At 34.9% G+C, this 24,129-nt stretch carries 23 protein-coding genes; 11 read left to right on the top strand and 12 right to left on the bottom strand.

From position 1 onward, the window contains the following. The first annotated feature begins 57 nt into the window (after positions 1 to 57). Both SFA27_RS09100 and SFA27_RS09095 read left to right on the top strand, forming a co-directional pair. On the top strand, positions 58 to 3,051 hold the full coding sequence (locus tag SFA27_RS09100; protein WP_407297801.1) for an ATP-binding protein: 2,994 nt from the start codon (positions 58 to 60) through the stop codon (positions 3,049 to 3,051). Continuing rightward, positions 3,044 to 3,682, top strand: a complete 639-nt coding sequence (locus tag SFA27_RS09095) for a response regulator transcription factor (protein WP_264517673.1) — start codon at positions 3,044 to 3,046, stop codon at positions 3,680 to 3,682. The genes SFA27_RS09100 and SFA27_RS09095 overlap by 8 nt, the downstream gene beginning before the upstream one ends. 105 nt (positions 3,683 to 3,787) lie before the next feature. Here the strand turns inward: SFA27_RS09095 and SFA27_RS09090 are convergent, their stop codons facing one another. Beyond that, entirely contained in the window at positions 3,788 to 4,309 is a 522-nt protein-coding gene (locus SFA27_RS09090; RefSeq protein WP_407297799.1) for an ankyrin repeat domain-containing protein, read from the bottom strand. 5 nt (positions 4,310 to 4,314) lie between these two features. Continuing rightward, positions 4,315 to 5,838 carry a catalase gene (locus SFA27_RS09085; protein WP_407297797.1) on the bottom strand — a complete coding sequence of 508 codons (1,524 nt, stop codon included), beginning with the start codon at positions 5,836 to 5,838 and terminating at the stop codon, positions 4,315 to 4,317. Positions 5,839 to 6,103: 265 nt separating this feature from the next. Here SFA27_RS09085 and SFA27_RS09080 point away from each other — a divergent pair, with 265 nt between their 5' ends. After that, the gene (locus SFA27_RS09080; protein WP_407297795.1) at positions 6,104 to 6,625 is read left to right on the top strand and encodes a TlpA family protein disulfide reductase; all 522 of its coding nucleotides are present in this window, start codon (positions 6,104 to 6,106) and stop codon (positions 6,623 to 6,625) included. Positions 6,626 to 7,136: 511 nt separating this feature from the next. On the opposite strand, the gene SFA27_RS09075 is transcribed toward SFA27_RS09080, so the two are convergent. The 4 genes from SFA27_RS09075 to msrB form a co-directional block, all read right to left on the bottom strand. Then, positions 7,137 to 7,952 carry a ferritin-like domain-containing protein gene (locus SFA27_RS09075; RefSeq protein ID WP_407297793.1) on the bottom strand — a complete coding sequence of 272 codons (816 nt, stop codon included), beginning with the start codon at positions 7,950 to 7,952 and terminating at the stop codon, positions 7,137 to 7,139. A gap of 24 nt (positions 7,953 to 7,976) precedes the next feature. Beyond that, a complete protein-coding gene (locus SFA27_RS09070; protein WP_407297791.1) occupies positions 7,977 to 8,687 on the bottom strand; it encodes a ferritin-like domain-containing protein in 711 nt (236 codons plus the stop codon). Between the two features lie 78 nt (positions 8,688 to 8,765). Next, complete coding sequence (locus tag SFA27_RS09065; protein ID WP_105682258.1) at positions 8,766 to 9,335, bottom strand: fasciclin domain-containing protein; 570 nt, start codon at positions 9,333 to 9,335, stop codon at positions 8,766 to 8,768. Positions 9,336 to 9,452: 117 nt separating this feature from the next. Further along, the gene (gene msrB / locus SFA27_RS09060) at positions 9,453 to 9,968 is read right to left on the bottom strand and encodes a peptide-methionine (R)-S-oxide reductase MsrB (RefSeq protein ID WP_407297789.1); all 516 of its coding nucleotides are present in this window, start codon (positions 9,966 to 9,968) and stop codon (positions 9,453 to 9,455) included. Positions 9,969 to 10,058: 90 nt separating this feature from the next. Between msrB and SFA27_RS09055 the strand changes: the two genes are divergently transcribed. Together SFA27_RS09055 and SFA27_RS09050 are read left to right on the top strand one after the other, a co-directional pair. Then, the gene (locus SFA27_RS09055) at positions 10,059 to 10,628 is read left to right on the top strand and encodes an RNA polymerase sigma factor (protein ID WP_407297787.1); all 570 of its coding nucleotides are present in this window, start codon (positions 10,059 to 10,061) and stop codon (positions 10,626 to 10,628) included. 1 nt (position 10,629) lies between these two features. Next, positions 10,630 to 11,451, top strand: coding sequence for an anti-sigma factor domain-containing protein (locus SFA27_RS09050; protein WP_407297785.1), 822 nt, complete (start codon positions 10,630 to 10,632; stop codon positions 11,449 to 11,451). A gap of 6 nt (positions 11,452 to 11,457) precedes the next feature. On the opposite strand, the gene SFA27_RS09045 is transcribed toward SFA27_RS09050, so the two are convergent. Beyond that, entirely contained in the window at positions 11,458 to 13,257 is a 1,800-nt protein-coding gene (locus SFA27_RS09045) for a hypothetical protein (protein ID WP_407297783.1), read from the bottom strand. Between the two features lie 717 nt (positions 13,258 to 13,974). On the opposite strand from SFA27_RS09045, the gene SFA27_RS09040 reads away from it, so the two are divergent. Together SFA27_RS09040 and SFA27_RS09035 are read left to right on the top strand one after the other, a co-directional pair. Next, on the top strand, positions 13,975 to 14,109 hold the full coding sequence (locus SFA27_RS09040; RefSeq protein WP_264517664.1) for a hypothetical protein: 135 nt from the start codon (positions 13,975 to 13,977) through the stop codon (positions 14,107 to 14,109). A 219-nt stretch (positions 14,110 to 14,328) separates the two neighbouring features. Next, complete coding sequence (locus SFA27_RS09035) at positions 14,329 to 14,814, top strand: hypothetical protein (RefSeq protein ID WP_407297781.1); 486 nt, start codon at positions 14,329 to 14,331, stop codon at positions 14,812 to 14,814. 218 nt (positions 14,815 to 15,032) lie between these two features. On the opposite strand, the gene SFA27_RS09030 is transcribed toward SFA27_RS09035, so the two are convergent. The 5 genes from SFA27_RS09030 to SFA27_RS09010 all read right to left on the bottom strand — a co-directional run bounded on the left by SFA27_RS09030 (position 15,033) and on the right by SFA27_RS09010 (position 20,995). After that, a complete protein-coding gene (locus tag SFA27_RS09030; RefSeq protein WP_047377536.1) occupies positions 15,033 to 16,022 on the bottom strand; it encodes a terpene synthase family protein in 990 nt (329 codons plus the stop codon). A gap of 31 nt (positions 16,023 to 16,053) precedes the next feature. Then, positions 16,054 to 17,058 carry a terpene synthase family protein gene (locus tag SFA27_RS09025; protein ID WP_407297778.1) on the bottom strand — a complete coding sequence of 335 codons (1,005 nt, stop codon included), beginning with the start codon at positions 17,056 to 17,058 and terminating at the stop codon, positions 16,054 to 16,056. Positions 17,059 to 17,282: 224 nt separating this feature from the next. Continuing rightward, a complete protein-coding gene (locus SFA27_RS09020; protein WP_047377539.1) occupies positions 17,283 to 18,305 on the bottom strand; it encodes a terpene synthase family protein in 1,023 nt (340 codons plus the stop codon). 496 nt (positions 18,306 to 18,801) lie between these two features. Beyond that, positions 18,802 to 20,511 carry a hypothetical protein gene (locus tag SFA27_RS09015; RefSeq protein ID WP_407297776.1) on the bottom strand — a complete coding sequence of 570 codons (1,710 nt, stop codon included), beginning with the start codon at positions 20,509 to 20,511 and terminating at the stop codon, positions 18,802 to 18,804. 7 nt (positions 20,512 to 20,518) lie between these two features. After that, positions 20,519 to 20,995, bottom strand: a complete 477-nt coding sequence (locus tag SFA27_RS09010) for a DUF5675 family protein (protein ID WP_407297774.1) — start codon at positions 20,993 to 20,995, stop codon at positions 20,519 to 20,521. A 375-nt stretch (positions 20,996 to 21,370) separates the two neighbouring features. On the opposite strand from SFA27_RS09010, the gene SFA27_RS09005 reads away from it, so the two are divergent. From SFA27_RS09005 to SFA27_RS08990, 4 genes are all read left to right on the top strand, one after another. Beyond that, complete coding sequence (locus tag SFA27_RS09005; RefSeq protein ID WP_407297772.1) at positions 21,371 to 21,547, top strand: bacteriocin-like protein; 177 nt, start codon at positions 21,371 to 21,373, stop codon at positions 21,545 to 21,547. A gap of 418 nt (positions 21,548 to 21,965) precedes the next feature. Continuing rightward, positions 21,966 to 22,811, top strand: a complete 846-nt coding sequence (locus SFA27_RS09000; RefSeq protein WP_156118432.1) for an AraC family transcriptional regulator — start codon at positions 21,966 to 21,968, stop codon at positions 22,809 to 22,811. Positions 22,812 to 22,866: 55 nt separating this feature from the next. Further along, positions 22,867 to 23,232 carry a hypothetical protein gene (locus SFA27_RS08995; RefSeq protein ID WP_047377541.1) on the top strand — a complete coding sequence of 122 codons (366 nt, stop codon included), beginning with the start codon at positions 22,867 to 22,869 and terminating at the stop codon, positions 23,230 to 23,232. A 299-nt stretch (positions 23,233 to 23,531) separates the two neighbouring features. Next, positions 23,532 to 24,056, top strand: coding sequence for a hypothetical protein (locus SFA27_RS08990; protein ID WP_156118433.1), 525 nt, complete (start codon positions 23,532 to 23,534; stop codon positions 24,054 to 24,056). Positions 24,057 to 24,129 lie beyond the last annotated feature (73 nt).

Below are 24,129 nucleotides of genomic sequence, written 5' to 3'. Positions count from 1 at the left end.
TTTATAATAATAATTCACTATTTCTATTAAAAACACAAACATAATTTTCTACCCATAATGATGTCCTGCAAAATCCATATATTTTATTTATTATTCTGTGTACAACTCTGTTATAGCCAGCAGATAGCTTCTGTATGGTATGATACAGACAACGGTCTTCCGCAGAATAGTGTGAAGGATATTACCAAAGACAAATATGGATTTATCTGGCTGAGTACAGAAAACGGACTTGTGCGTTATGACGGATATAATTTTGTAACCTTTAATCATCTTAATCTTAAGAATAACAGGTTCACTTTCTTTTTTGGAAATGCTGAAAAAGACTCTATTTATAATTTAACGGCTTACAGTGAAAATACCATTTTACTCTCCAAAAGAAATGTAAATATTTTACAGAAACAGACCAACTGTATCCGAAAAGTGTTGACTGAAAGCAGGTCATATTCCATCTTTTTAAAAAACAGAGTCTTGGAAGAGGTAGAGCATTTAAAATATTTCATTTATTTTGATAAAAACAACTTCTACCACCTTACTCACAATGGTACTATTCAATATAACCACCAAAACCTGGCTCCCGTCAAAGGGCTGGATGAGAATTATATATTGAATACATTCTGTTTTGGACATAACATTTTTATCACATCTAAGAAGTTAAAAAAAATCATTAAAATATCATCCGGAAAAATAACTTATCTGGATGCCCCTGATGTATTTTTTCAAAGGAATGCGAAAATATACTGGAGCCAGGTCAACAATCAGTCTTTTATCATTCATGATCATATATTGTACAAAGTACTGTATGATCACGATGCTATCAGTATAAAAAAAATTGCAACTTATGATCTGAATAAAAACTCTTTAGCTTCCATTTATCATGATGAAGTCAATAATAAGCTCTATCTGGGAACCTTATCTGATGGTTTGAATGTCATTAAATTCAATAACTTTCATGTAGTTAACAAATCAGACAAGTCTTATGATAATATTTTTTATTCCCCGCTGCTTTTCGGAAAGGATAAAGTAATCACCTCATCAGGAGATGTTTATAATGAAAACGGATTGCTAAAACAATATCATTTCAATACCACCAGCAGGTATTTTTTATTGTACGATAACAAAAAAAACATCATCGTACAAAAGGACAAATCTCTGCTGCGCTATCTCTGCGACACCGATTATTTGAAAAAAGAACAGCAGAATTTTGGGAAACCGGTATCTTATGTATGGAATATTAAAGACTATTATGTGGTGGCATTTCATCAGCCTTCACTAAGATCTCAACTTATCTTTTATAAGGATGCCAGCTTCAAAAAATCCTTTTTGCAGCTTTCCATTTCCAATATTATAACCTCTATACAGGAATATGGCCGGAATAAATGGCTGGCAGGCACCAGAGATGCCTTATATTCTATAGAAGCGCCCTCTTTTACCCCTAAAAAAATATCTTCAGAACCTTTGAATGTAAGGGAAATTGTAAAAACTGATGATGGTAATTTTTGGATTATGACCCAAGGGAACGGTTTTTTTCTGTACAAAAACAAAGAATTAATAAAAATGCCTGACGATAAGGACGGTTATCTTTTATTTTCACATACGATTCTGGAAGATAAAAAAGGTTTTTTCTGGATCAGTACCAACAACGGGCTCTTTCAGGTACTGAAAAACAATCTTCTGAACTATTCCAGAGATAGGAAATCTCCGGTGTACTATTACAGATACAGTAAAGAAGACGGATTCAATACGAATGAATTCAATGGAGGTTGTTCTCCCAGTTCTGCAGTTCTGCAGAACGGAAGCTTTGTTCTACCTTCGATAAAAGGGCTGGTATTTTTTGATCCTAAAAAGATAAAAAGTTATTATCCGAAAAATTTCTTTATGGAGCGTGTTGTATTTTATGATTCAAAAAGCAGCATACAAAAGAACACCATCAATCTGGAAAACAACTTCTATAAAGCCTTGATATTGGTAGATGTACCCTATTATGCCAACCGGGTAAATCTTGTGATTGAAGCCAAACTGAAAGGCTCTAAAAATGAGAAATGGGAGAAAGTAAGCAGTGATGGAAAATACTACATCACCAATCTGGAACCCGGAAAATATCAGCTTATCGTAAGGGTACTAGCCTCTCCAAAAGGAAAATACATTTACAAAACACTGAATATTGATGTAAAATATCTGTTCTATCAGACATTGCTTTTTAAGTTTTTTACCATTTTAATTCTATCACTCATCTTATTAAAGCTGGTAAAACTAAGAATAAGAAGACAGGAGCTGAAAAAAAGAGAATTGGAAAAAATCATTGAGATAAGAACTCAGAAATTATTAAAAACGGTTTCAAAACTGGAATATACGAAGGAACAGCTCCGAAAAGAAAGTGTTCAGCAGAAAAAACTGCTGGAAACTATAAGCCATGACATTATCACTCCTATAAAGTATCTGTCTATTGCGGCAAAGAAATTGTATGAAACAGATGAACACGATCATTATATACAAAAAAAGCACTTTGAAAGCTTTTATAAATCTTCAATAGAGTTCTACAACTTTGTAAAAACCCTGAAGGAATACGCCGAGATTTATAATATTTCCGAAAAAAAGGAAACTTACAATATTTACGAAGTTATCGAAACCAAAAAAACTCTTTTTGAAGGAGCCGCCAGAGAACAGAACACAGAGATCATTAATCATGTTAAAAATCCTACTTACTCCCAAATCAACCAGAATGTAGTAGCGGTTATTATTCATAATTTAATAGATAACGCGATAAAAAATACAACAAACGGAACTATAGAGCTGTCTACCATTGAAGATGACAGCATCTTTTTTCTGGAAGTAAGAGACACAGGAAAAGGAATGAGCCAGGAACAGATGAAGTATTATGAAAAGCTTCAGAATAATATTGAAAATGAAAAACTCATTTTACAAAAATACAGTCTGGGACTGCACCTTATTCTTCAATTACTCATGATGATCAATGGTAAAATAGACTTTAAAAACAATAACCCATATGGAACAATAGTATCGATTAAAATAAAAAAACAAAAATATGGATAGAAAAATTATTATTGCTGATGATCATTTTGTGGTGAGATTGGGAACTACCCTCATTTTGGAATCCCACTACAAAGATGTGAAGATTTCTTACGCAGAATCTTATACAGATCTGACAGCTCAACTGCTCGTTGAGAAATTCGACTTATTGATCCTGGATATCAATATGCCGGAGAGTAAATATCTGAGCATGATTGGTGAAGTAAAAAAAATACAGCCTGACCTTAAGATTTTAGTGTTTTCAGTATATGACAATGATATTGCAGTACAATATATCATTGAAGGGGCCGACGGATACATTAATAAATTATGTGATGAAAATAATATCCTGGAAGCAGTGGGAAATATCTTTGAAACAGGAACTTATTATTCTCCGGATATTGTAAAAAAACTGGTTTCTTCAGCTAAAAAAGATACTCCTGTCAACCCGATAGAAGCTTTATCCGAAAGGGAAAAGGAAATATTTGATTTATTGATAAAAGGATATGGCAATATTGAGATATCGAATGAACTGAACCTGCATCTTTCTACAGTAAGCACTTACAAAGCAAGAGTCTACAAAAAACTGAATATCAAAAACACAGTAGATCTTGTACGATTAGGAGATAAAAACCAGGCGCACAAATACAAATAATCACGAGGATTTAACAAAACACTAAGATGTAATACCCAAACAAAATCCCCAATATCAGATTGATAAAGGGGATTTCTTATTTTTAATCAGCAGATCATAATTGTATTATTTACTTACTGATTCTTTCTGAAGCAATTTCACGGCCTCTTCATTATTCTGCATCAGAGCATGCTGCAGGGCAGTGTTTCCTCTGTTATCCTTTATATTCTTATCAGCTCCTTTTTCTAAGAGCATTTTCAGAATTTCTGTTCTGCCAAAAACAGCGGCATAAATCAGAGCTGTTGCATCATTATAATTTCTGGCATTCATATCTGCTTTAAAGGAAATGAGTAATGAAACCATTTCTTTATATCCTTTAAAGGTGGCACCCATTAATGCAGTACTACCACTCTGGTCCTGCAAATCGGGTTTTGCTCCGTTTTCAAGCAGCCACCGAGCTGCTTCGTAATGATTATGATATACGGCTAAAATTAAGGGAGTATAGCCTTCTGTGTTTTTAGAATCAATATCGTTTTTAAATTGAGACATGGCTTCTACATTGCCTGTCTTTGCCTGCGAAAAGATGTCCTGCGCATTCATCCTGCCAATCGCAAAAAACAGAATGACAACGGAAATCAGATGTTTCATTATTCTTATTTTGAAGATAATAAAGACTCTAGCTGCTGACGGTCCATTTTAACATATTGTGCCAGACGTTTTCCATATTCTGAGTCTGCCTGATAGAAGTAAGAGATCATTTTAGCCACTACTTTTTTATTGGTAACGCTGTTCAAAGCATTTCCAAGGTTTTTAATCAGGTTATCCTGGTCTTTTTTAGAGAAAGACCTGTACAGTTCTCCAGCCTGTTTAAAATTATTTTCCTTATCTATTTTAGCCTGTATAGATGATGTACCTGCCGGAAAAACGGTCTGGGAGTATTTGAATTTTTTATTATCAGTCACTTCCGGTTTTCCCGCTGAAGGCTGGTAGTTAACTTCACCGCTTTGAGGTCTCATAGACATGTAGCCATTTTGATTGTATGTCATAACCTCATTTTTTGATGCATTAATCGGCAACTGCTGGAAATTCCCTCCAATTCTGTGTCTTTGGGTGTCAAAATAAGAAAACAGTCTTCCCTGTAACAGTTTATCTTCTGACGGTTCAATTCCCGGCACAAGAGTTCCTGGAGAAAAAGCAGCCTGCTCTACCTGCTGAAAATAGTTCGTTGGATTCTGATTAAGAGTCATCGTTCCTGCTTTAACCGATTTTGCAATAGATTCCGGCCAAATTTTGGTCACATCTACCGGATTAAAATCAAGCTTTTCAAAATCATCTTTTTTCAGCATCTGCACATACAAATCCCACTTCGGAAAGTTTTTATTCTGAATCGCACTGTACAAATCTCTCGTCGCATGTTCTATTTGTGTAGATTGAATTTTATCCGCTTCTTCCTGAGTAAGATTCTTTTCGCCTTGCTGAGGGACCCATTTGTACTTCACATAGGTTACTTCTCCTTTCGCATTGACCCATTTGAAGGCATGCACTCCATTTCCCTGCATTTCCCTGTAACTGGCAGGAATTCCGTAATCTGAGAATAACCAGGTCAGCATATGTGTAGCTTCGGGAATATTAGCCATAAAATCAAAAACCCTATTATTATCAGAAGCGTTATTGGTAACCGGAGATGGTTTAAAAGCGTGAACCATATCAGGAAATTTCATGGCATCTCTGATGAAAAACACCGGTAAATTGTTACCTACTAAATCATAATTCCCCTGATCAGTATAAAATTTAACAGCAAATCCTCTTGGATCTCTGAAGGTTTCCGGAGATCCCTGCTGATGTACTACTGTAGAAAACCTTACCAATACAGGTGTTTTCTTTCCTGTTTTTGATAGAAAATCAGCCATGGTAACATCTGAAAAATCAGCATCTGCAACAAATTCACCAATGGCACCAGCCCCTCTCGCATGTACTACCCTTTCAGGAATCCTTTCTCTGTCAAAAGCGGCCAACTTCTCAATTAAATGAATATCCTCCAGTAAAACAGGTCCGTTATTTCCTACCGTTTTAGAATTCTGGTTATCTCCTACAGGGCTTCCCGTATTAGTTGTCAGTTGCTGGGAATACAGTGTAGACGTCATGAGAATCCCAGCTAAAAACACATTTTTTTTCATAATTTCTTATTTATTGTGGGGCAAATATAGAGCGTTGATCTCCCAAAGCCATCTCAATAAATTCAATTCCAAAAATTCACAAAATCTATCAGAAAACACAAAATCAATAGACAAACCCTACTTTATTATTTTAAAAAATAATCCTTATAAAAGGATAATGAAATCTGATATCTGACAATTTAATTTGCCATTCCTGTAGTTTAATATCTACAGTTTTGATCATTTATGATATCAGGGATTTACATAATTTTACAAAAAAAAACAGATGATAAAAAAAGTGATATTAATTATCATTATTCCAGCAGCTGCTATTTTTCTTGGATTTAAATTCATCAAAATAAGTACAGCTGATAATTCTATACTCATCCAGCACAAATCAAAATCCTCCGGAAGTATTGAAAACAGCCCTTTCCAAAAAGAATATCTGAGTAAGGATGGACTCGTGGTGGTAAATGTTTGGGCTACATGGTGTAAGCCCTGTATTCAGGAAATTCCTACTTTCAAAAAAATAAGTAAAGAGAATCCAAACATAAAGTTTGCTTTTTTATCTATTGATGAAGATCCTGAAAAATTAAAAACTTTCCTGGCTAAGAATACAATAAACGATATTACACTTCAAAATACAGAATACATTGAAGCCATCAAAACCTTTTTAGGAGGAAATGGTTTATTGGGATATCGTGCTATCCCATTAACTTTTATTATAAAAAATGGGAAAGTAATTGATAAAAATGTCGGTAGTATAGATTATACTGAGCTTAGCACCCAATTGAAAGCACTACAATAGACTCCTTGTTTAATCTTAAAAATACAACATTCATATTAACTGAACTGCTGAAAAACTGAGGGTAACGGATGTTGAACGGCAGTTAAATAAGATAGGCATAAAGCTTATCTTTTTTTGAGATCCATCCAGAATTAAAAATATCTTTTTTTGAGATGCTTCCGGGCGGCAAACATTGAGGCTTTCTGTACATTTTTTTAAAAAAACAGAAAAAAATAATTCAAAATAATGGGACTTTGAATCTTTTTTCAATACATTTGCGGCTTGATTATCTCATTAATTTGAGTTTCATGGTTATTAGTTTTTATCCCCAGGAATTACTGGGGATTTTTTATTTAAACCAATACCTGCTTAACTCTGCTCTATCAGGGGGCTTCAACTGAAATTATTAAAGGAAGAAAAAATGAATTCCGTACACCTGGAATCCGCATATACAATTCAATAGAATATAATAAAAATCCATTTCCGGATTTTTCCGGAAATGGACACCACTTTATCATCATCCAAATCACAACTAAACTATGAACAATGAGGCAATAGTCTGTGCATCGCTTCCACTTAATATTTCATCGTAAGCTGCAGAACCAGCTGCTGTTCCAAATAAAGTTCCGGTATTATAGCCTGCCTGGTTTACATTATCTTCTCCGGCATAGACAGGATTAGTTGCAGATGGCATACTTCCTCCATCAGCAAGCTCAATCCAGCCTTTATTGGCTCTCATCCTTCTCACCTGAGAAGCATGTCTGGCTTCAACAGAGTGAATCTGTAATGCAGCCTGAAGTACAACTTTATTGGACATTACATTTCCGGCCTGTCCTTTATAAGCTCTTACTCCGGTATCTTCAAAAGCCTGAGCAAGAATAAGAAACTGATTATAATCTGTAAAAGGCATAAAACTTCCGTTGGCTGTAAAGTCAAATGTTGGTTTATTACCCGGTGTTGTACCCAGAGAAGTCAGTGTACTTTTCAGAAAGCTGACATGGGCTGATTCGTGTTTTGAGATCTGCATAAAAACCGTTCTGTCTCCAGTAGGAATTAATCCTGGTGTAGATAGTCCTATGCTGTAATATTCATTTTCAAGATATTCCAGTACAAGTGCCAGCTGTAATGCATCCGTCAGTGTACTTTTCAAGGCAGTACCTGTTAATTTTGTTTCTGTAGTTTCTGCTTTGACAGGAGTAGTCATCAACGCTCCCAGTCCAAGCGGTACAGCTGCTGTAGCTGCTTTTTTTCCGAATAATGACATATTCGTAATGGTTTCCAGTCTTGAAGCTTCCGTGGTGAAAAATTTATCATAAGAAAGCTTATCCAGTAATCTAAGAATATTCATAATGTAATTTTTAAGGGTGAATGGTTAGTTAATGCCTCTTTCTTTCCAGGTAAAAGGTGTTTTGATAAACGCTCCTGCAGCCATTACGATATCTTTGGGCTCTTTTGCAAGGTCAAGTCCGTTGGCATCTATCACATCATCTCCTGAAAAATCAGCAGATCCGGGATTGATTAAATTTCTGATCGCAGAAGCATGTCTGGCCTCCACCGAAACTATTTTACCGGCAATCACCAGATAAGCAGGATTGGAAATATACTTTCCGGCTCCATTATAGGCTGCTACCCCCGTATCTTCTAATGCTTTTGCTGTGGCTAAAACTGAATTACGGTCATTAAAATTAACATTTGGATACTGGAATTCAAGTTTTGGAAGCACGTGGTCTGTAGCACCGCTAATGGCTGCTTTAAAGAAATCCCGGTGAATCACTTCATGATGATAGAGGTCTGTAAAAACTTCTTTTTCAATACTGGAAATTCCTGTATAAAAATTATTGACCACTTTGGTATAAAAATCTGCTTCCAGCTGTTCGAGTGCATAGGCATAGTTTAATACGCCTACATCTCCTGTTCCCAGATCATACTTGGATTCTTCCATGATCTGAAAATCATCATTGTCATCGCATCCTATTAAAGTAAGGCCTGCGACAGCCAATCCTACTCCACTTAATTTTAAAAAGTTTCTTCTGCTTGTATCAAGGGTAACTCCCTGATTAGAAACCTGAATTATCTTTTTCATACTATTAATTTTTTTAGTGTTAGGATAAAAGAAGAAAAACAGCATACTGAAATATGCTGTCTGAAATCTTATAAATTGTTATGGCATTAAAACCGTGTCTATTACATGAATCACTCCGTTAGACTGGTTCACGTCTGCGATGGTTACTTTCGCACTGTTTCCTTTTGCATCTTTTATGTAAAGGTCTTTTCCTTTAGTCCAGAAAGTAAGATCTTCTCCCTGTACTGTTTTCATCATACTTTTTCCGTTACCGGCTTTTACAGCAGCCCAGATTTCTTTTGCGCTGTATCTTCCTGGCAGAACATGATAAGTCAGAATACTGGTAAGTGTTGCTTTGTTTTCAGGTTTTACAAGACTTTCTACTGTTCCTTTCGGAAGTTTTGCAAAGGCAGCATCTGTGGGTGCCAGTACTGTAAATGGGCCTGCACCCTGTAATGTTTCTACTAAACCGGCAGCTTTCACTGCCGCAACAAGGGTTTTGTGGTCTTTGGAATTGACAGCGTTTTCAATGATATTTTTGGACGGATACATTGGAGCTCCTCCTACCATTACTGTTTTTTCTTTCATCGTTTGTGCAGTTACCTTTCCGCTGAATGCAAATGATAAAGCTACCATTGCTAAAACTGTGATTTTTGACTGTGTGTTCATTGTGTTGATTTTTTAATTAATTATATTTAATTGTGCTTTTAATGTCATTTACGAGGTTGGTTTTGTTTTAGATTGAAAAAAATGAAATTTATTTTCAAACAACTGATTTTCAATACACTATTTTTTACCAGGGATGAATTCAAGACAGATAGAATTCATACAGAACCGTTTTCCTGTCGGTTTCGGGCCGTCATCGAAGACATGTCCCAGATGAGAATCACATCTTCCGCACAATACTTCTGTGCGTTCCATATGATAAGAAGTATCATTTCTGTATTTAACACTGTTTTTACGTATAGGCTGATAGAAAGAAGGCCATCCACAGGTGGTTGCGAATTTTGAAGTCGAAATAAAAAGTGGGTTTCCGCAGACAGTACAATAATAGGTTCCCTTTTCATCAGACTCATAATATTTACCTGTAAAAGCGGTTTCTGTTGCTCCTTCTCTGGCAACCTGATAGAGTTCCGGTTTTAAAATCTTTTTCCACTCAGCGTTACTCACTTTCAATGGGTTCTCAGCTGTACGGGAGTAATAAGGGTTTTTAATTTTAAAAAGCTGATTCTGGGCTTTATAGAAATGCGTGGACAAAACGATACAAAACACAAGTACAGCTCTTGAAGTAATATTTTTCATATTGAATATTTTTTAATAATTTCCTTAAAATCATGTACGAAATAAAAGATAGATTGGATTTTATTGACTATATGTTTTATTTTATTACATTTGGACAGAAAAATAAAAGCTATTAAAACAACCTATTCGGAAGAAGAACTTATCGTTTTATTAAAAGAAAAAAACGAAACCGGTTTTCATTATCTGTATGACCACTATTCCGGTGCGCTGTACGGAATCATTCTCCGGATCCTTCAGTCTAAAGAATACACTGAAGAAGTAATCCAGGATGTTTTTGTTAAAATATGGAACGCTATCCATCAGTACGATGCTTCCAAAGGAAGGTTTTATACCTGGATGATCAATATTGCAAGAAATACCGCTATTGATTATTTAAAGTCTAAGGGATTCCAGAATGAGCTTAAAAACCAATCACTTCCGGATTTCGTATATAATACTACAGAACTTTCAACGGTTAATAATTCATCCGACTATATCGGATTTAACAATGTGCTTGAAGGACTGGAAACAGACAAGCAGGAACTCATAAATCTTGCTTATTATCAAGGATATACCCAACATGAAATATCCGAAAAGCTGAAGATACCGCTGGGAACAGTGAAAACGAAAATGCGTAATGCACTGATGAAATTAAAAGATTTGCTAAAAGATTATCAATAAATTGAACACAAAAGAATACATATCATCCGGAATTATAGAATCTTATATTCTTGGCCATGCTTCTCCTGAAGAGGCAGGGATTTTGGAGTGTGTGATGAAGAATAATGCTGAAGTAAAAGCAGCTTTTGAAGAAGCACAAAAGACTTTGGAACATCTTGCTACCGCTCAAGCCGTAACACCTCCAAGTGATCTGAAATCTAAGATCTGGAATAAAATTCAGCAGGAACAGACTGTTGAAGAGGTAACTCCGTCTGTTTCTACAAATATTTCTGAAACAAAAGATCACAGAGAAGCTACAGAAAGAGTAATTATTAAGGAAAATACACAATGGAAAACGTATGCAATAGCAGCTTCTGCATTGTTCCTGATCAGTATTGCGGGAAATTTATTCTGGATGAATAGCCAATCGTCCAATAAAAAGGAAATCGCTTTACTGGCTGCAGAAAAGCAAGCCCAGGATCAGGCAATGAAAAAAATGAACCGTAAGATTGACATGTTCTCCAATCCTGATATGCAGATGGTCATGCTGAATGGGGTTGAAAAACATCCGGATTCCAAAGCAATGGTTTTCTGGGATAAGAAAACAAAAGAAGTCTATCTGAATGCAGAAAAACTTCCTAAAGCTCCTGCAGGAATGCAATATCAGCTTTGGGCCATCGAAGACGGACAGCCTGTAAGCGCAGGAATGTACACCGAGGATAAAGACAGTAGAATTGCGCTAGCCAATATTCCCAATGCTCAAGCTTTTGCCATTACTCTCGAAAAAGAAGGCGGAAGTAAAGTGCCTACCATGGAGAATATGTTTGTAATGGGAGAAATCTAGAGCATATCAATTCCCAAAGTTCACAAAATGTGGAACATCTGTTGCAAAATTATTCATTGGTAAAAGATTATTTCTATTGCTGTTAAAATCAAAAACCGAGTTATTATCAAACGGAACCCGTGGATAATACATGAAAGAAATTTGAATTCTGTTGAAAACCAGATAAGGATTATTAATTAAAACACCTATACCAATTTTTGTATTAGCCTTTGTTTTCAATAGTTTATCATCAGGCATTCCCAGCCACCCAACTGCGGTAGTTAAATAAGGACTGAAATGGAAATTCTTCCACGTTTTGTTAATGAACAATTGAAGCTGGTACCTTAGAACCAGTTTTTTAGTCCCAATATAATCCGAATTGTAAACAGGAAATTCGTCTGCGGAAGAAAGATTGATTCTGTCTTTATAAGAATAGTTATGCTGTGGATTTCCTAAAGCTATTGTTGGAGAAAAGAAATGTCTTGCTTTGGCAAATTTCCAATCCATAAGATTCGTAAAATAGGTTCCGTCTACCCGGAAAGACTCCCGATTCTGGCTGTCTTCATTAAAAAACCTTCCGAACTGCCCTTTCACAGTAAAATATCCCAACTTTGTAAAAGTACCATAAGAAGCAGAAATTCCCACATAAGGGTTCACTTCTTTGTTTCTTGATAAACCTCCACCAATAATGTTTACAGAATGTCCGTAAGCAATATCTTCAGGCAAATCATATTGAAAAATATTTCTCTGAACCGAAAAATTTCTGTGAATAAGCCCTACTGACATCAGAAAACTGTTGTATGAACTAAAATATTTATACTGGTCTATTCCCGGACTGTCTTTATACTGGTAATTCTGAAACCTTCCTATCACTGCAATATTGCTGGATACTCTTTCGCCGGGATCCGCTGAAACAGGAATCTGATAACCACCCCATAAATCCTGGCTGTATACTTTGATCTGAACTTCCGGAAATGTAGTGTCAGTTTCTGTGGGAAGTAAAACCTTCCGCTTAAAATATTCAAATGTAAAACCACCTGCCCATCTCGTCAAAGGCGAGAAAAAGTCTCTTCTTAAACTGAAATTAATTCTTTCATTTCTCAAAAAATCTCTTTCCCCAAGAAGCTGGGCATTGATATAAGTTCCTAAAAGGTTATAGGTTGTATAGCTTCCCAAAAGATAATCCTGCTTTTCTTTGGAGTCGTTTCTGTAAAGGAAATCAAGAGTATGGCCTAATCCTAATACATTTTCTTCGGTAACTCCCAGACCAAGTTTACTCCCGGAATAGCTGATTCTCGGCTTCAGACTCCAGGAATCCAGAACTTTTACCACAACATCAATAGAATCTTTGCTGGAAGTACTATCGGAAACACTGATATTCACTCTGTTGACAAAAGGCATTGCTCTCAGCAAACGTTCAGATTCATAAAGTTTCTGGGCATTATATTCTTCACCTTCTTCAAAAAGCAAATAATTATTGACAGTGGAGTTTCTTGTATTGGCATGAAGATGATCTGCTACCCAATCATACCATCTGGATTTTTCTTTAGTATCCTTGGAACCATATCCAAATGGATCAATAGTCTCTATCCTGATTTTTCTGATGTATTTTTTGTTATAAGCTTCCTGCGACAGTTTTTCTGTCCTGGACTTAACGGAACTAGAATCCGGCTCTCTACGAAATATAAAGCGGTGAATGAATTTGGTAACTTTTCTCTTATCCGAAAATTCTTCTATTTTATAATACAGCGAATCTTTCTTCTCCTGTGCATTTAAAAAGAAAAAACCACCTAAAAAGAAAATTAAAATTACAATCGTTCTAGTCATTAGTCATCAAAAATTCAATACAGTTTTTAGCATCAATTTACAAGCCAACAAGCTTACAATATAAAGAAAAAACATTTATAAGATATAATAGTGAAAGATCTTTCCAAATACAAGGATCTAAACAGATTTTTTTTAAGTACACCACCGCTTTAATACCTCTGTGGTACGGCTGCATTTTTCAACGGTTTCTTCCTCTTGAATATACTCCCAAAGAGAGCGACTTCTATTTCAATAATCCCATCACTTCGACCATAACCAAAGGTATTTCGGCTACCGGATTCTATGGTTTGTCCTTTTGTAAACATTATACTTATCAGATTAATAGCCGGAAATACTATATTTTCAATATTTGCAAATCAGATTTTTGTCTTCGTATTTTCCTATTTTTTTGTCTGATTACGGAATCCTGTAATTATCTCAGGAATAAATTGATTTTGTTTGCAGAAAATTTATGATGAAAAAAATACTTTGCTTTTTAAATATCCACCAATGGAAATACACTAGCAACACTGAAAGAGAATGTAATCATTGTAAAAGATCAGAGTATTTAGATGTCGATTCCGATGTTAATGCATTTGGCAATCCCTTATGGCTGAAGAAATTAAAAAAGGATTGATTTTATACTTGTCATTAAATATTTCCTCATTCAAAAATTCACTTAGCTCCTGTTATTTTTGATGATTTTTTTTCCTACAAAACGTGATCTGAAAAAAGAAAATGAAAAGAACAATCAATAAAGGTGCTGAAAATAGTCTTGCAGGACAGTTTTCAACACCTTTGCAGAAGATTCAATATGATCTCACTCATAAGTATCTAAATACATTTAATCCTATTTTTGAGTCTTGTTTATAATTGCATCTTACTTGAAATCGGATAAGCTTTTCTGTAATGGGAAGGCTTATTTTATTCGATGATCTTTAGAATGCTACTATCGCTCTTAAACAGATATCATTGGGCACATTGAGAAGGTACACAGCCAGATTCACATAAAGCTAACGTAAATCATAAAACAATACGATTCGGGTATCATCTTTTTTTGTTATTTTTACTCATTATAAATAAAAATAACGCATGAAAAAAATCGTACTCTCGGGAATGGCTGTTATAGGAGGATTTCTGACAGCAAATGCACAGTGTAAATCTGTATCTACCCTTGCTGAAAATTTTGACACCTGGAAAGATATCAATAAATGCTGGACTGCTCAGCCAGGAAAAGCCATGCTGTATGCCAGTGATAAAAGAATTATTTTTTATTCAATGAGTAGCCCTGGAGAAAATATGTATCTGGTAACCCCGGAAATAAAAGCCGGAACCTATACTCTTTCTCTTGACCTTTCGGATAACGGGGGCGAAACAACGTTAGAGCTTTTCTCAGTAAACAGTCCTTCTGATGCAAAATCCTATGTTTCAATCACTAAGCCTTCAAAGATCACAGGAGAGAAAAAAACATATACTATATCTTTGAAAAAAGACGCTCATCTGGGGCTGAAAGTTTTACTGAATGGAGTACATCAGGCTGTTTATATGGATAATTTTTCTTTAACTCCAAAGAAATAGGTCTTGAAATCACCAATCATACTATTACACAATTATTTTTGTTTCTGTTCTACAAAAGACAGTATTAATAGCATCTAAAAAGACCGGATACAAAAGTTTATACGAACACAAAAAGAGGTTGTCTCTATATTGAAGGCAGCCTCTAAAGTGATTGATGAAGTAAAATTTAAATTCGCTATTGATTATAGTAAATAGGATTGATACAATTTTTGTTTTAATTAAAAGCATTGTGTAATGATCCCGTATTCTGGTTTAAGAAATTCACCAGAAGTCTTATATCTGGTAGAATTACCTTTATGATACCATGCTCCCAATCCCGAGATCATCAATGCCATATTATGTACAAACCGTACAACATTCTTTTGCTGAACACCAAAATCAGGTAGATTATTCCGGAGTTCAACAAACTCTTGAACATATGAATCATGGATGTGCATTGCTTCGGTAATGGCTTCTCCTAACGAAATAGTATATTGATTCCTGATCACCAATATAATGTTCAGAACTTCTGTATCAATTCCTAGCACCTTCTCTATTGAAGCAAAATCATTCTGAATAGCTATTATCCTGCACATTAACATTTTTAATCGTTTTATAATTGGATGTTCGGATATATATCCCGGAACAATATAATTAATAGAAGGTTCTACCGAATCTCCATATGGATACATAAAAATAGAATACTCACGGATAAGCAGAAGCTTACTAAGGGTTGGAAATTCTTTTTTTAACTTGTAGGGGGTTCCTTCCATAATTCCATAGGTAGTATAATTATAAAAGTCTTTAGTCCAGCGTATAAACCAATCATCATTAACGTAAGGAATAAATTCCTGCCTGCTTAAAGCCACTTGTTTTATCAGTCCGATATCACTTGCTTTAGGTTGTTCTCCCAACATGACATCCATTATATGATCCCTGATATCTGCAAGTTTATCAACCGGGCACAACTCATAATAATCATCAAACAGTGTCAACCAAACCATAGATCTTGCTATAGGTCTGATGTGTTCTTTGGTGCTGGCCGCCGGAAACATATAAGACGCGGCCTCTACGAGGCCGTGTTTCTTATATTGAGCTCTTGTAACTTCAGAAATAAACTGATAATCCGTATCAATCCAATTATTCTGTTCTTCATAAAAGGATTGTGAAAACGGTCCTATTTCATAGGTCCAGGGATATTGCAAAACAGGAACATCTTGTTGTTTCATCTTTAAAACTTAAAGTTATATTAAACTTAATTTACAGACTGCTATTTGCGGCATGGTTGTCTTCAGGCCAGGCAAAACCAACTCCTCCATGCTTATATCTGTTTGTTTCCAGATAAAAAGTGTTAACTCCTTGCAGCCCGACACCGGCATAATAAACGAATTTGTCGACATGTTCCTGATATTCACCAAACTCCCGATACTCTTGATGTAAGCCATTCAGACTCGCCAGCTCTTCATTATGAATACGTAAAGCTTCTGCACAAGCATCTTCCAAAGAAAGATTATACTCCTGCTGCAATACAAAAACCAGATTAAAAACCTCTGTCCCCTTCGCCATCTCCTTTGGCAGGGAGTGAAGATCATTTTGCCACGCAACAACCAGAGTCATATGGGAAATCATCTTTTGTACCACTATATGCTCAAAGATATGTTCCGGCAGGACAAGACCTGATTCAATCTCACCAAAGATCAGATAAGGACGCATTAGTACAGAATATTCTCTGATAGTTTTGTAAAGATTCAGTGATGGTGGGCGATGGGCTATTTTGTAGGGATACTCCAATTCAATTCCGTATCTGAAAGATTGATAAAAATAGTAAACAAACCGCTCAAACCATAGGTCTGGCATGAAAGCGCGAAATTCATCCCGGATCATTTCCATATGATGATAAAGAGCATTTTCCTCCGGCAAGGCTTGGGCACCCCTGAGAATATCTGTACAACGGATTCTTAACTCCTGGATCTCTTCAAGGGACGAATGTTCCACCTGATCATCAAGAGCAACATATTGAAGCATGAATCTATTGCATGGAATGGCCTGCTCATAGGTTAAGTGCGGCCACATACGTGCTGTACACATATGAAGTTCCATTTTTTTATAAATTTTCCGTTGTTTTTCTGTCAAAAAAGTATAATCATTATCAATCCAGCCATCCATATCTTTCCCCATTTGTTCAGCATGTGGATTTATAAGATCAGGCCATGAGTAGCATCCCCGTGGCAGGTAATCTGCACTATTAAACTGTTCTGGTGTCATTTTATCTGTATTTTAAAATTATTGTATTTAAATAAGCATTAACTGCTTGATGTAATAAATCACAACCGAATGTCTACTGCATTGTGATTATTGCTCTAAAACCGTATTGTAGATCATATATTCATTCAGGTAAAGCATATTGTATACCCGCCACTCCGTTATAAATTTCTGGCAGGTTCTTATGATCACCTGTTTAATAAAATACCACGGTAATCGTTAAATTTTTATTGAAATTGGTTATGCCCTAATGTTTCTTTTAATTCGGAAGCACTTGGAAATTCTGTTTTATTATAGCGGTCAAGCTTAGTGGATATGTTTTTCCAGCCACTCAATACCATACTCATATAGTGTACCCAATTGACCACAGCCTCGTGCCATACACCAAAGTCAGGAAGTGAGGCCTGCAGGGCTACAAACTCCTTAAGATCTTCATTATGGAGGCGCAGATCTTCCAGGCAGGCTTCTTCTAGCGAAACTCTGCGTTCATTCTGGATTACTTTCACAATATTATAATAGATACTGTCCGTTGCTTCATCTTTTACTACAGATTGAACTTCATTGAAAAAAGTTACCAGATGACAGGCAAGCGCCTGCAGACGGCGGATCACCGGATGATCATGAATTTCCGGCGGCAGGATGACCCCCGTTTCAACCTCAGTGAGCTGCAAAAAAGGATACAAACAGATTGAATCTTCCCTTAAGACAATACATTCTGCTGTTGTAGGAAACATCTTATTCTTTTTATATTCCTGTTCCTTTTTAAGCCCACTAAAATACCTGCTGATCATCTGTGTGAAACGATGCATGGATTCTTCTGGAATAAACTGAAGTAATTCCTGCCTTAATGAGGCAAGCATAGAGGCTAAAGGTATTGTAGACTGGCCAACAGAGATTTCACCATTCAATATAGCAATGGATTGAGCATGTACATCATCAATATCATCAGGACTACTTTCTTCATACAGATCATCATTGTAAAGGGTCCAGAGCATTAGCCTGCAGATGGGCCGGAAACGTTCAGCAGATGCAGTAGGAAACCATTGGGCAGCGATGTGGGCAGTTTTGGTTTTCTTGTACTTTTTACGCAGATCAGGGTTATTTTGATACAGCCACATATACTCACCATCAATCCATTGATTTTCGGTGATTTCCTGCAATTGATCTGCATGAGGATTTTTTAAGGTTGGGAATGGATACCTGAACTTTGTACGAAGAAGTTCAAGAGGGTTAAAATTTTCATTACTCATGATTATATGTTTTAATGGTTTTTGTTTTTTATAGCATAATAGTTTTATTTAAATATATAGCCTTTATAAAGGCAGCAACTATACTTAAAAAACATATTTCACTAATTACCAATAAGATACATTCATGAACAATGAAATAAATGTACAAATTAATTTTATTAAATAATATGGAATTTCACTATATTATTAAATATATTTATAACATTGAATAACAATAACTTACAGGTTCACAAAGATGATAACTCAAATTTACTCATCAGATTATCAACAAATTAACATTTCAAAAAGAGATAAATATTTAATATTTTACCTGTAATCAAATAATTAATATCATAATAACCTGGTTTGGTTTTATAGATTGCTGAAAAATAAGTAATAAGGGAGAAGATTTCCAGATCTTAAAATACTGCAATGGGTCTACTCCACAAAAAGAACTTCTGTTGAAAAATCAACAGGAGTTCTTATAATGATTCTTGATATAACTAATAGTGAACTTTTAATCAATAACCGGAAGAGACCCAAGCGTAAATTGCACGGTTTTTTCCTGATAGATATTGGGATTCATTGCATTAGGTACTACTAAAGTCAAATCGGTTCTTTCACCAGGCTCATAGTTTTTTAAAGCATCTGTAAAAGTTTGAGCATCATATACGGAATAAGAACCCACTTTTTTAACCAGAGTACCGGGCAGGATATTATTGAGATGTAAAGCTCCACCTACAGTCGTTGGGCCTATTAATACTCCTTTTACATTCTGAAAAACCGTATTGTATCCGTTATAAATATACAGCTGTACATCCCAGGGAATAACATCTATAACTCCTACAGAAGCTCTAAACTTCACTTCTTCTTTAGCAATGACAGGCTGAGTAACCGCATGCTGAACAGATATTGCTTTCGTATGGCTGTAGTCTTCCACTGTCTTAATCATTTCAGTACTGTTCAGCACCCTTTTAAAGGAAGTGTTGCCGCGGGCTGTATTATTTCCCCACCTTACTCCATTGGCTATAAATCCTATATAATCTTTTCTGCCAAGGGCGGCTACAGCAGCTTCGATATTGGGAGTCAGGTTAGGATCATTTTTTTGCAATGACTCTGCAAACTGCAAATGTAAATTCTGCAATTTTTCATTTCCTTCCGCTTTTGCTTTTTCGGCTGCCTGAAGGTGATTTTTAAGGGCTTCTTCCTGGGAAATATCAGGAAAGAATTTTTCTTCAAATTGATTAATCATATCATCATCTGCATCATACATTTCGATTCTTGTATTATTAATTTTTTCTGCATTATACTGGCTGTCAACCTGCTGATTGAATGAAGACTTCATCGATTTCCTGCTGCTTCCTAATCCGAGAAATGCCCATCCGCTTGATTTCTGGCTGACACTGCTCTTTTGAGCATCACTTAAAAATTGGTTAACAATCGTACTTCCGTCTATATGTGCATTAATATAACTGGTTTTAGAATTCTTAAATTTGTAACTGACAGATATGTCACCATTTCCGTTTGCCAGCAGATTCTTAACATACTCTGTAGGATTTTCAATACTAATATTTTTAAAACTTTTATTTCCAACCAATGTTCCTGAGATGCGCTTACTGTAAACAATCTCCCCTCCTGCTTCTACAATGAATTCTACCTCTGTAGGTGAAATGATCTGGCTTTGAAAATTTGTATTATAATCATTAATCAACTGGTCCTGGGGGGCAAGCATGGTAGTTTCATACTGCTTGGCTAAGGAAAAGAAATGATTGGTTAATCCGGGGTTGGTAATCATGTAAGGCGTTAACATGGGCTGCCCGTTTGTATTTTTTAAAATTGGAGGATAAAAGGCGGCTATTGTTGTGCTTCTTATCGCAGCACAAATTGATGCTTTCTGGCTTTCATTGGGTAGTGCCAGTTCCTGTGTTACCGGAATAATCAACGTACGGATGTTATCAGAACTCTTGTATGTTTCATTTCCTTTACTGTCTATATATTTAATATTATGGATATCAAACTTAAGAATTGGTAATATAAACACCTTGGCAACAGTGCCCTTAGCAACATTTTCATAAAAGCCGTGGGTGTTGTAAAGCGTATATTTCCCTTTACTATCTATAGCTACATAATTCTCAACTGAAAATTTGTTTGAATTGGGTGTCACTTGCGACCAAATAACTCCGGTATTGGCAAATAGCAATACAATGATTAGATAAAAATTTTTCATGATTAAACTATTTAAAGGTTACTATAATGTTTTTATCAGGAGTACTGTTAGGATTTGAAGTACCATAAAATGCATCCTTCAATTTACTGTAGGCCAGTTTACTATTCCCCACAGTACAATTTTTAATATCGGTTTCCATTCCCACCAAAACACATCCTTTGATCTGCTTTGTATAGTTTCCTATATGAATTTGTACTCCATCTCTGTCTGGTACATTTTCAAGCTGTATTCTCCATCCGTCATTTTTATCATATCTCAAAATACCGTTATAGGATCCCGAAGGAATACAACTGATATTTTTTATATTATTTTCCCAGGGCAGTTCCAATGTATGGCAGATGACTTTTTTATCTGCAATGAGATATCCTAAGGTACAAGCCACTGATGATAGTTTTCTTTCAATAACTATTTCAAAATTTCCTTGCCCAAAAAGATTTCCTGAAAAAAGAGCTGTCAATACAATTACCAGTAAAGTTGTTTTCATGATTCTATATTTTAAGATTGAAGGTAAGCCTGTAATTCTAGAGATATTGATTGATTTTATGGTAAAATTACATGTAAATCGGGTGCCGGTCCATGGCACTTTTGTGTAATATTTCAGCTTCCGGATTTCTTTAGACGATGCCAGATAATCTGCTTATATATGAGTAAAATCTGATGCAGTACAATAAAGATTATAAAATCTTCATCCTGCAACCATCCATACAGTAAACCCTTAAACACCTACACTTATATAAAAAGTACCGCCACTTATTAAACCCTTCTTGGCTTTGAATATCTGATATCTCATTTTTGAACTATAAAATAAGCGGTATCTGAAAAGCTTTAGAAGAATAAGAAAATAAAAACATTTTGTATTATGAAAAATCTAAAAAAACTTTCAAGAAATGAATTGAAAACGGTAACAGGAGCAGGAATAGTTGGCGGTCCGTTTCCGTCAGTATGCATATACACTCATCAATGGTGTGAAAAAGTAAAGCGATGCATCCCCAAAACAATAAATTGTGATGATCTTGTGATACCTCAGCCTATTTAAAATAGAAAGTAAAACAATTTGCCACCTACTTTTGAAGTATTTTTGAGAATCACAATAATAGCTCCAAACAAAAAAAATCCTGCAAAATCATTGATTTTGCAGGATTTTTTTAATGCCGACCTAAGAACACCTCATCATCAAACAATAACACATTTAACATTGTTAAAATAAAGTAGTAATATACTTTAGTGTAACTACCATTTACAATCAAACTTTCAGATAAGAAATCAGAAAGAAAAGAAATCCGGATAATAACCCGAACTTAATGCTAAAACATAGTTATTTTTATATACATTTATATTAGTTCAAATCAAGCTTCAAAATAAGTAACTAAATATCCTAATTATACCATATGACTTGATTTTTGAGCCTATTTTAGCTGTATAATCTGCCTTTATAGAACAAATTAATCATTTTATTGAAGCTTATTACTATGTACGTGATTACAGACCATTTAAAAAATTTAGGATTTAGCATCAACACATTAAATAATATAATACAGAGAAACAATAATAAAAGAAGTTTTAATACACTTGAGTATTTCTGTATCTATATCATTATAGAAGATATCACATTAGAGATAGAAAACATTCCACATTCCATAAAAGGCGGTCATATAGCATTTGTAGGCCCGCAAAAACAAATTGTATTTGGAGAAACTAAACGCGGTGAGATTTATGTGATTACATTTTCATCAAGTTTTTATGAGAGATCTGCAAAAGATAGCATGTTTATCAATTCACAACTTTTTTTTAATTACGATTCTGATGTTTTTATAGCGCCTTTTGAAAATATTAAGGAAATGAACGTTGTTTTTATGGGAAGAATGCACAACTTTCAGCACAAAGATGAAAGTCTATATGTTTCTGCAGCTCATAATGCTATTGAAAGACTGATTCTGGATGCGTTTTTGCATATCCCGGCAGAAACACTGAAAAAAGACATCAAATTTGACTATCTCCATTACGTCAATAGATTTAAAGTTCTTTTACAGAGAGACTATAAAAAGGCTAAAAAGGTTTCACACTATGCTAATGAACTCAATATCACACCAAGAAAACTAACTGAAATGACGGAATATGTTCTGGGAAAAACAGCCAAACATATTATTATTGAAAAACTGATCAATGAATGCAAGAAATCCCTTAGTTTCTCGGGCTACAATATTTCTGAAATTGCTTATGACCTGGGATTCAGCGATGAAGGAAATTTCAGTAATTTTATTAAAAAACATACAGGAAAAAATCCCTCAGAATTGAAATAATGTAAAAATAATATTGTATTTTTGGATAAATAACAGATCAGTGAAAAATTAATATATGTTGAAAAGATATATTTTTTCAGTAATTTTCCTTTTTGTTTCCATGGGCATCTATGCACAGGCAGATGATGTTCAGGTGAATGTAAGGCTTTATCCTACCCAAGTGCTGGCAGTTGGTGGTGACAGCGAAATGACTGATGATACAGATGAAAATATCCAGCCGGAAATAAACTCTGTTATCATTTCAAGTCCATCAGGTTTTCAGTTAGGAATTCAACAGGATGATCAAGATGAGTATAATCTCATCAAAAGTCAGAATGGAGTTATAGAAAAAAAATTCATGATAAATCAAAAAATAGATAAAATTATAAAACAGTTTAAAGATAAGTCTACTTCTATGATGCTTACTTTAATCTCTCAATAAGACGGTCTATAGCTTATTTACTATGTATTAAATATTATTTTTTTAAATTTTCAACTATTCATTTTTAGTAAATTGACAATAATATAATATTGATTTAATAACATTAACAATATTTTTAATTTTTAATTAACTTAAAACTTCATATTTCTTCATAAAATACTTTTTTTCAGCAAGATTATTTCCAAAACCAAATTTACAAATCTTTAGTACTTTTTCACAAAATAAGTACCTGGACCTCTTTCTAAATTTGCACCTGAAAAAAAACAAGAATTAATACACTGTTAAAACTCCCATTATTTATGAAGAAATATATTGTAGCCTCAATGTCGCTATTTGGTTTTGTTGTATTCAAGGCTCAGCAAAATGTAACATTAAATGTTAGATTAAAACCAATTCAAACCCTTATCGTTAATCCTGCTCAGAAGGTTGTCAACCTAGACTATAAAACCAAAGACGATTATGCAAACGGAGTATCCTCTGTAAACGCAGATCACTTAAGCATTTATAGTACAGGAGGTTTCCAGGTTAAAGTAAAAAGTGCTAATGCTGCATTGCAAAGTGGAGCAAAGAATATCCAGGCCAATACCATTCAGATTAAGGCCAGTGCAGGAACTGAAGTTCTTAACGGCGCTCAGTATGCACAGAACGTACAGCTTTCAGCTAACGAAGCAACATTAGTAACATCCGCTAATGGTGGTGTAGATAAAAAAATTAACATTGAATATAAAGGAGCAGGAGCCAATGCTTATCTTGACAATTATATTGCAGGTCAGGATCCTACCGTTTATACAACAGAGTTAACGTATACTATTATTTCTCAATAAGTATTTAAATATTATATAAACTACTGCAGATAAAGTGTTACAAATTGTAGCACTTTATCTGTACTTTAACAGC

This window comes from Chryseobacterium sp. HR92, assembly GCF_045689405.1.
Lineage (GTDB): Bacteria > Bacteroidota > Bacteroidia > Flavobacteriales > Weeksellaceae > Chryseobacterium > Chryseobacterium viscerum_A.
Note: the sequence above shows the minus strand (reverse complement) of the source record. Positions and strands in the feature narration are given on the sequence as shown.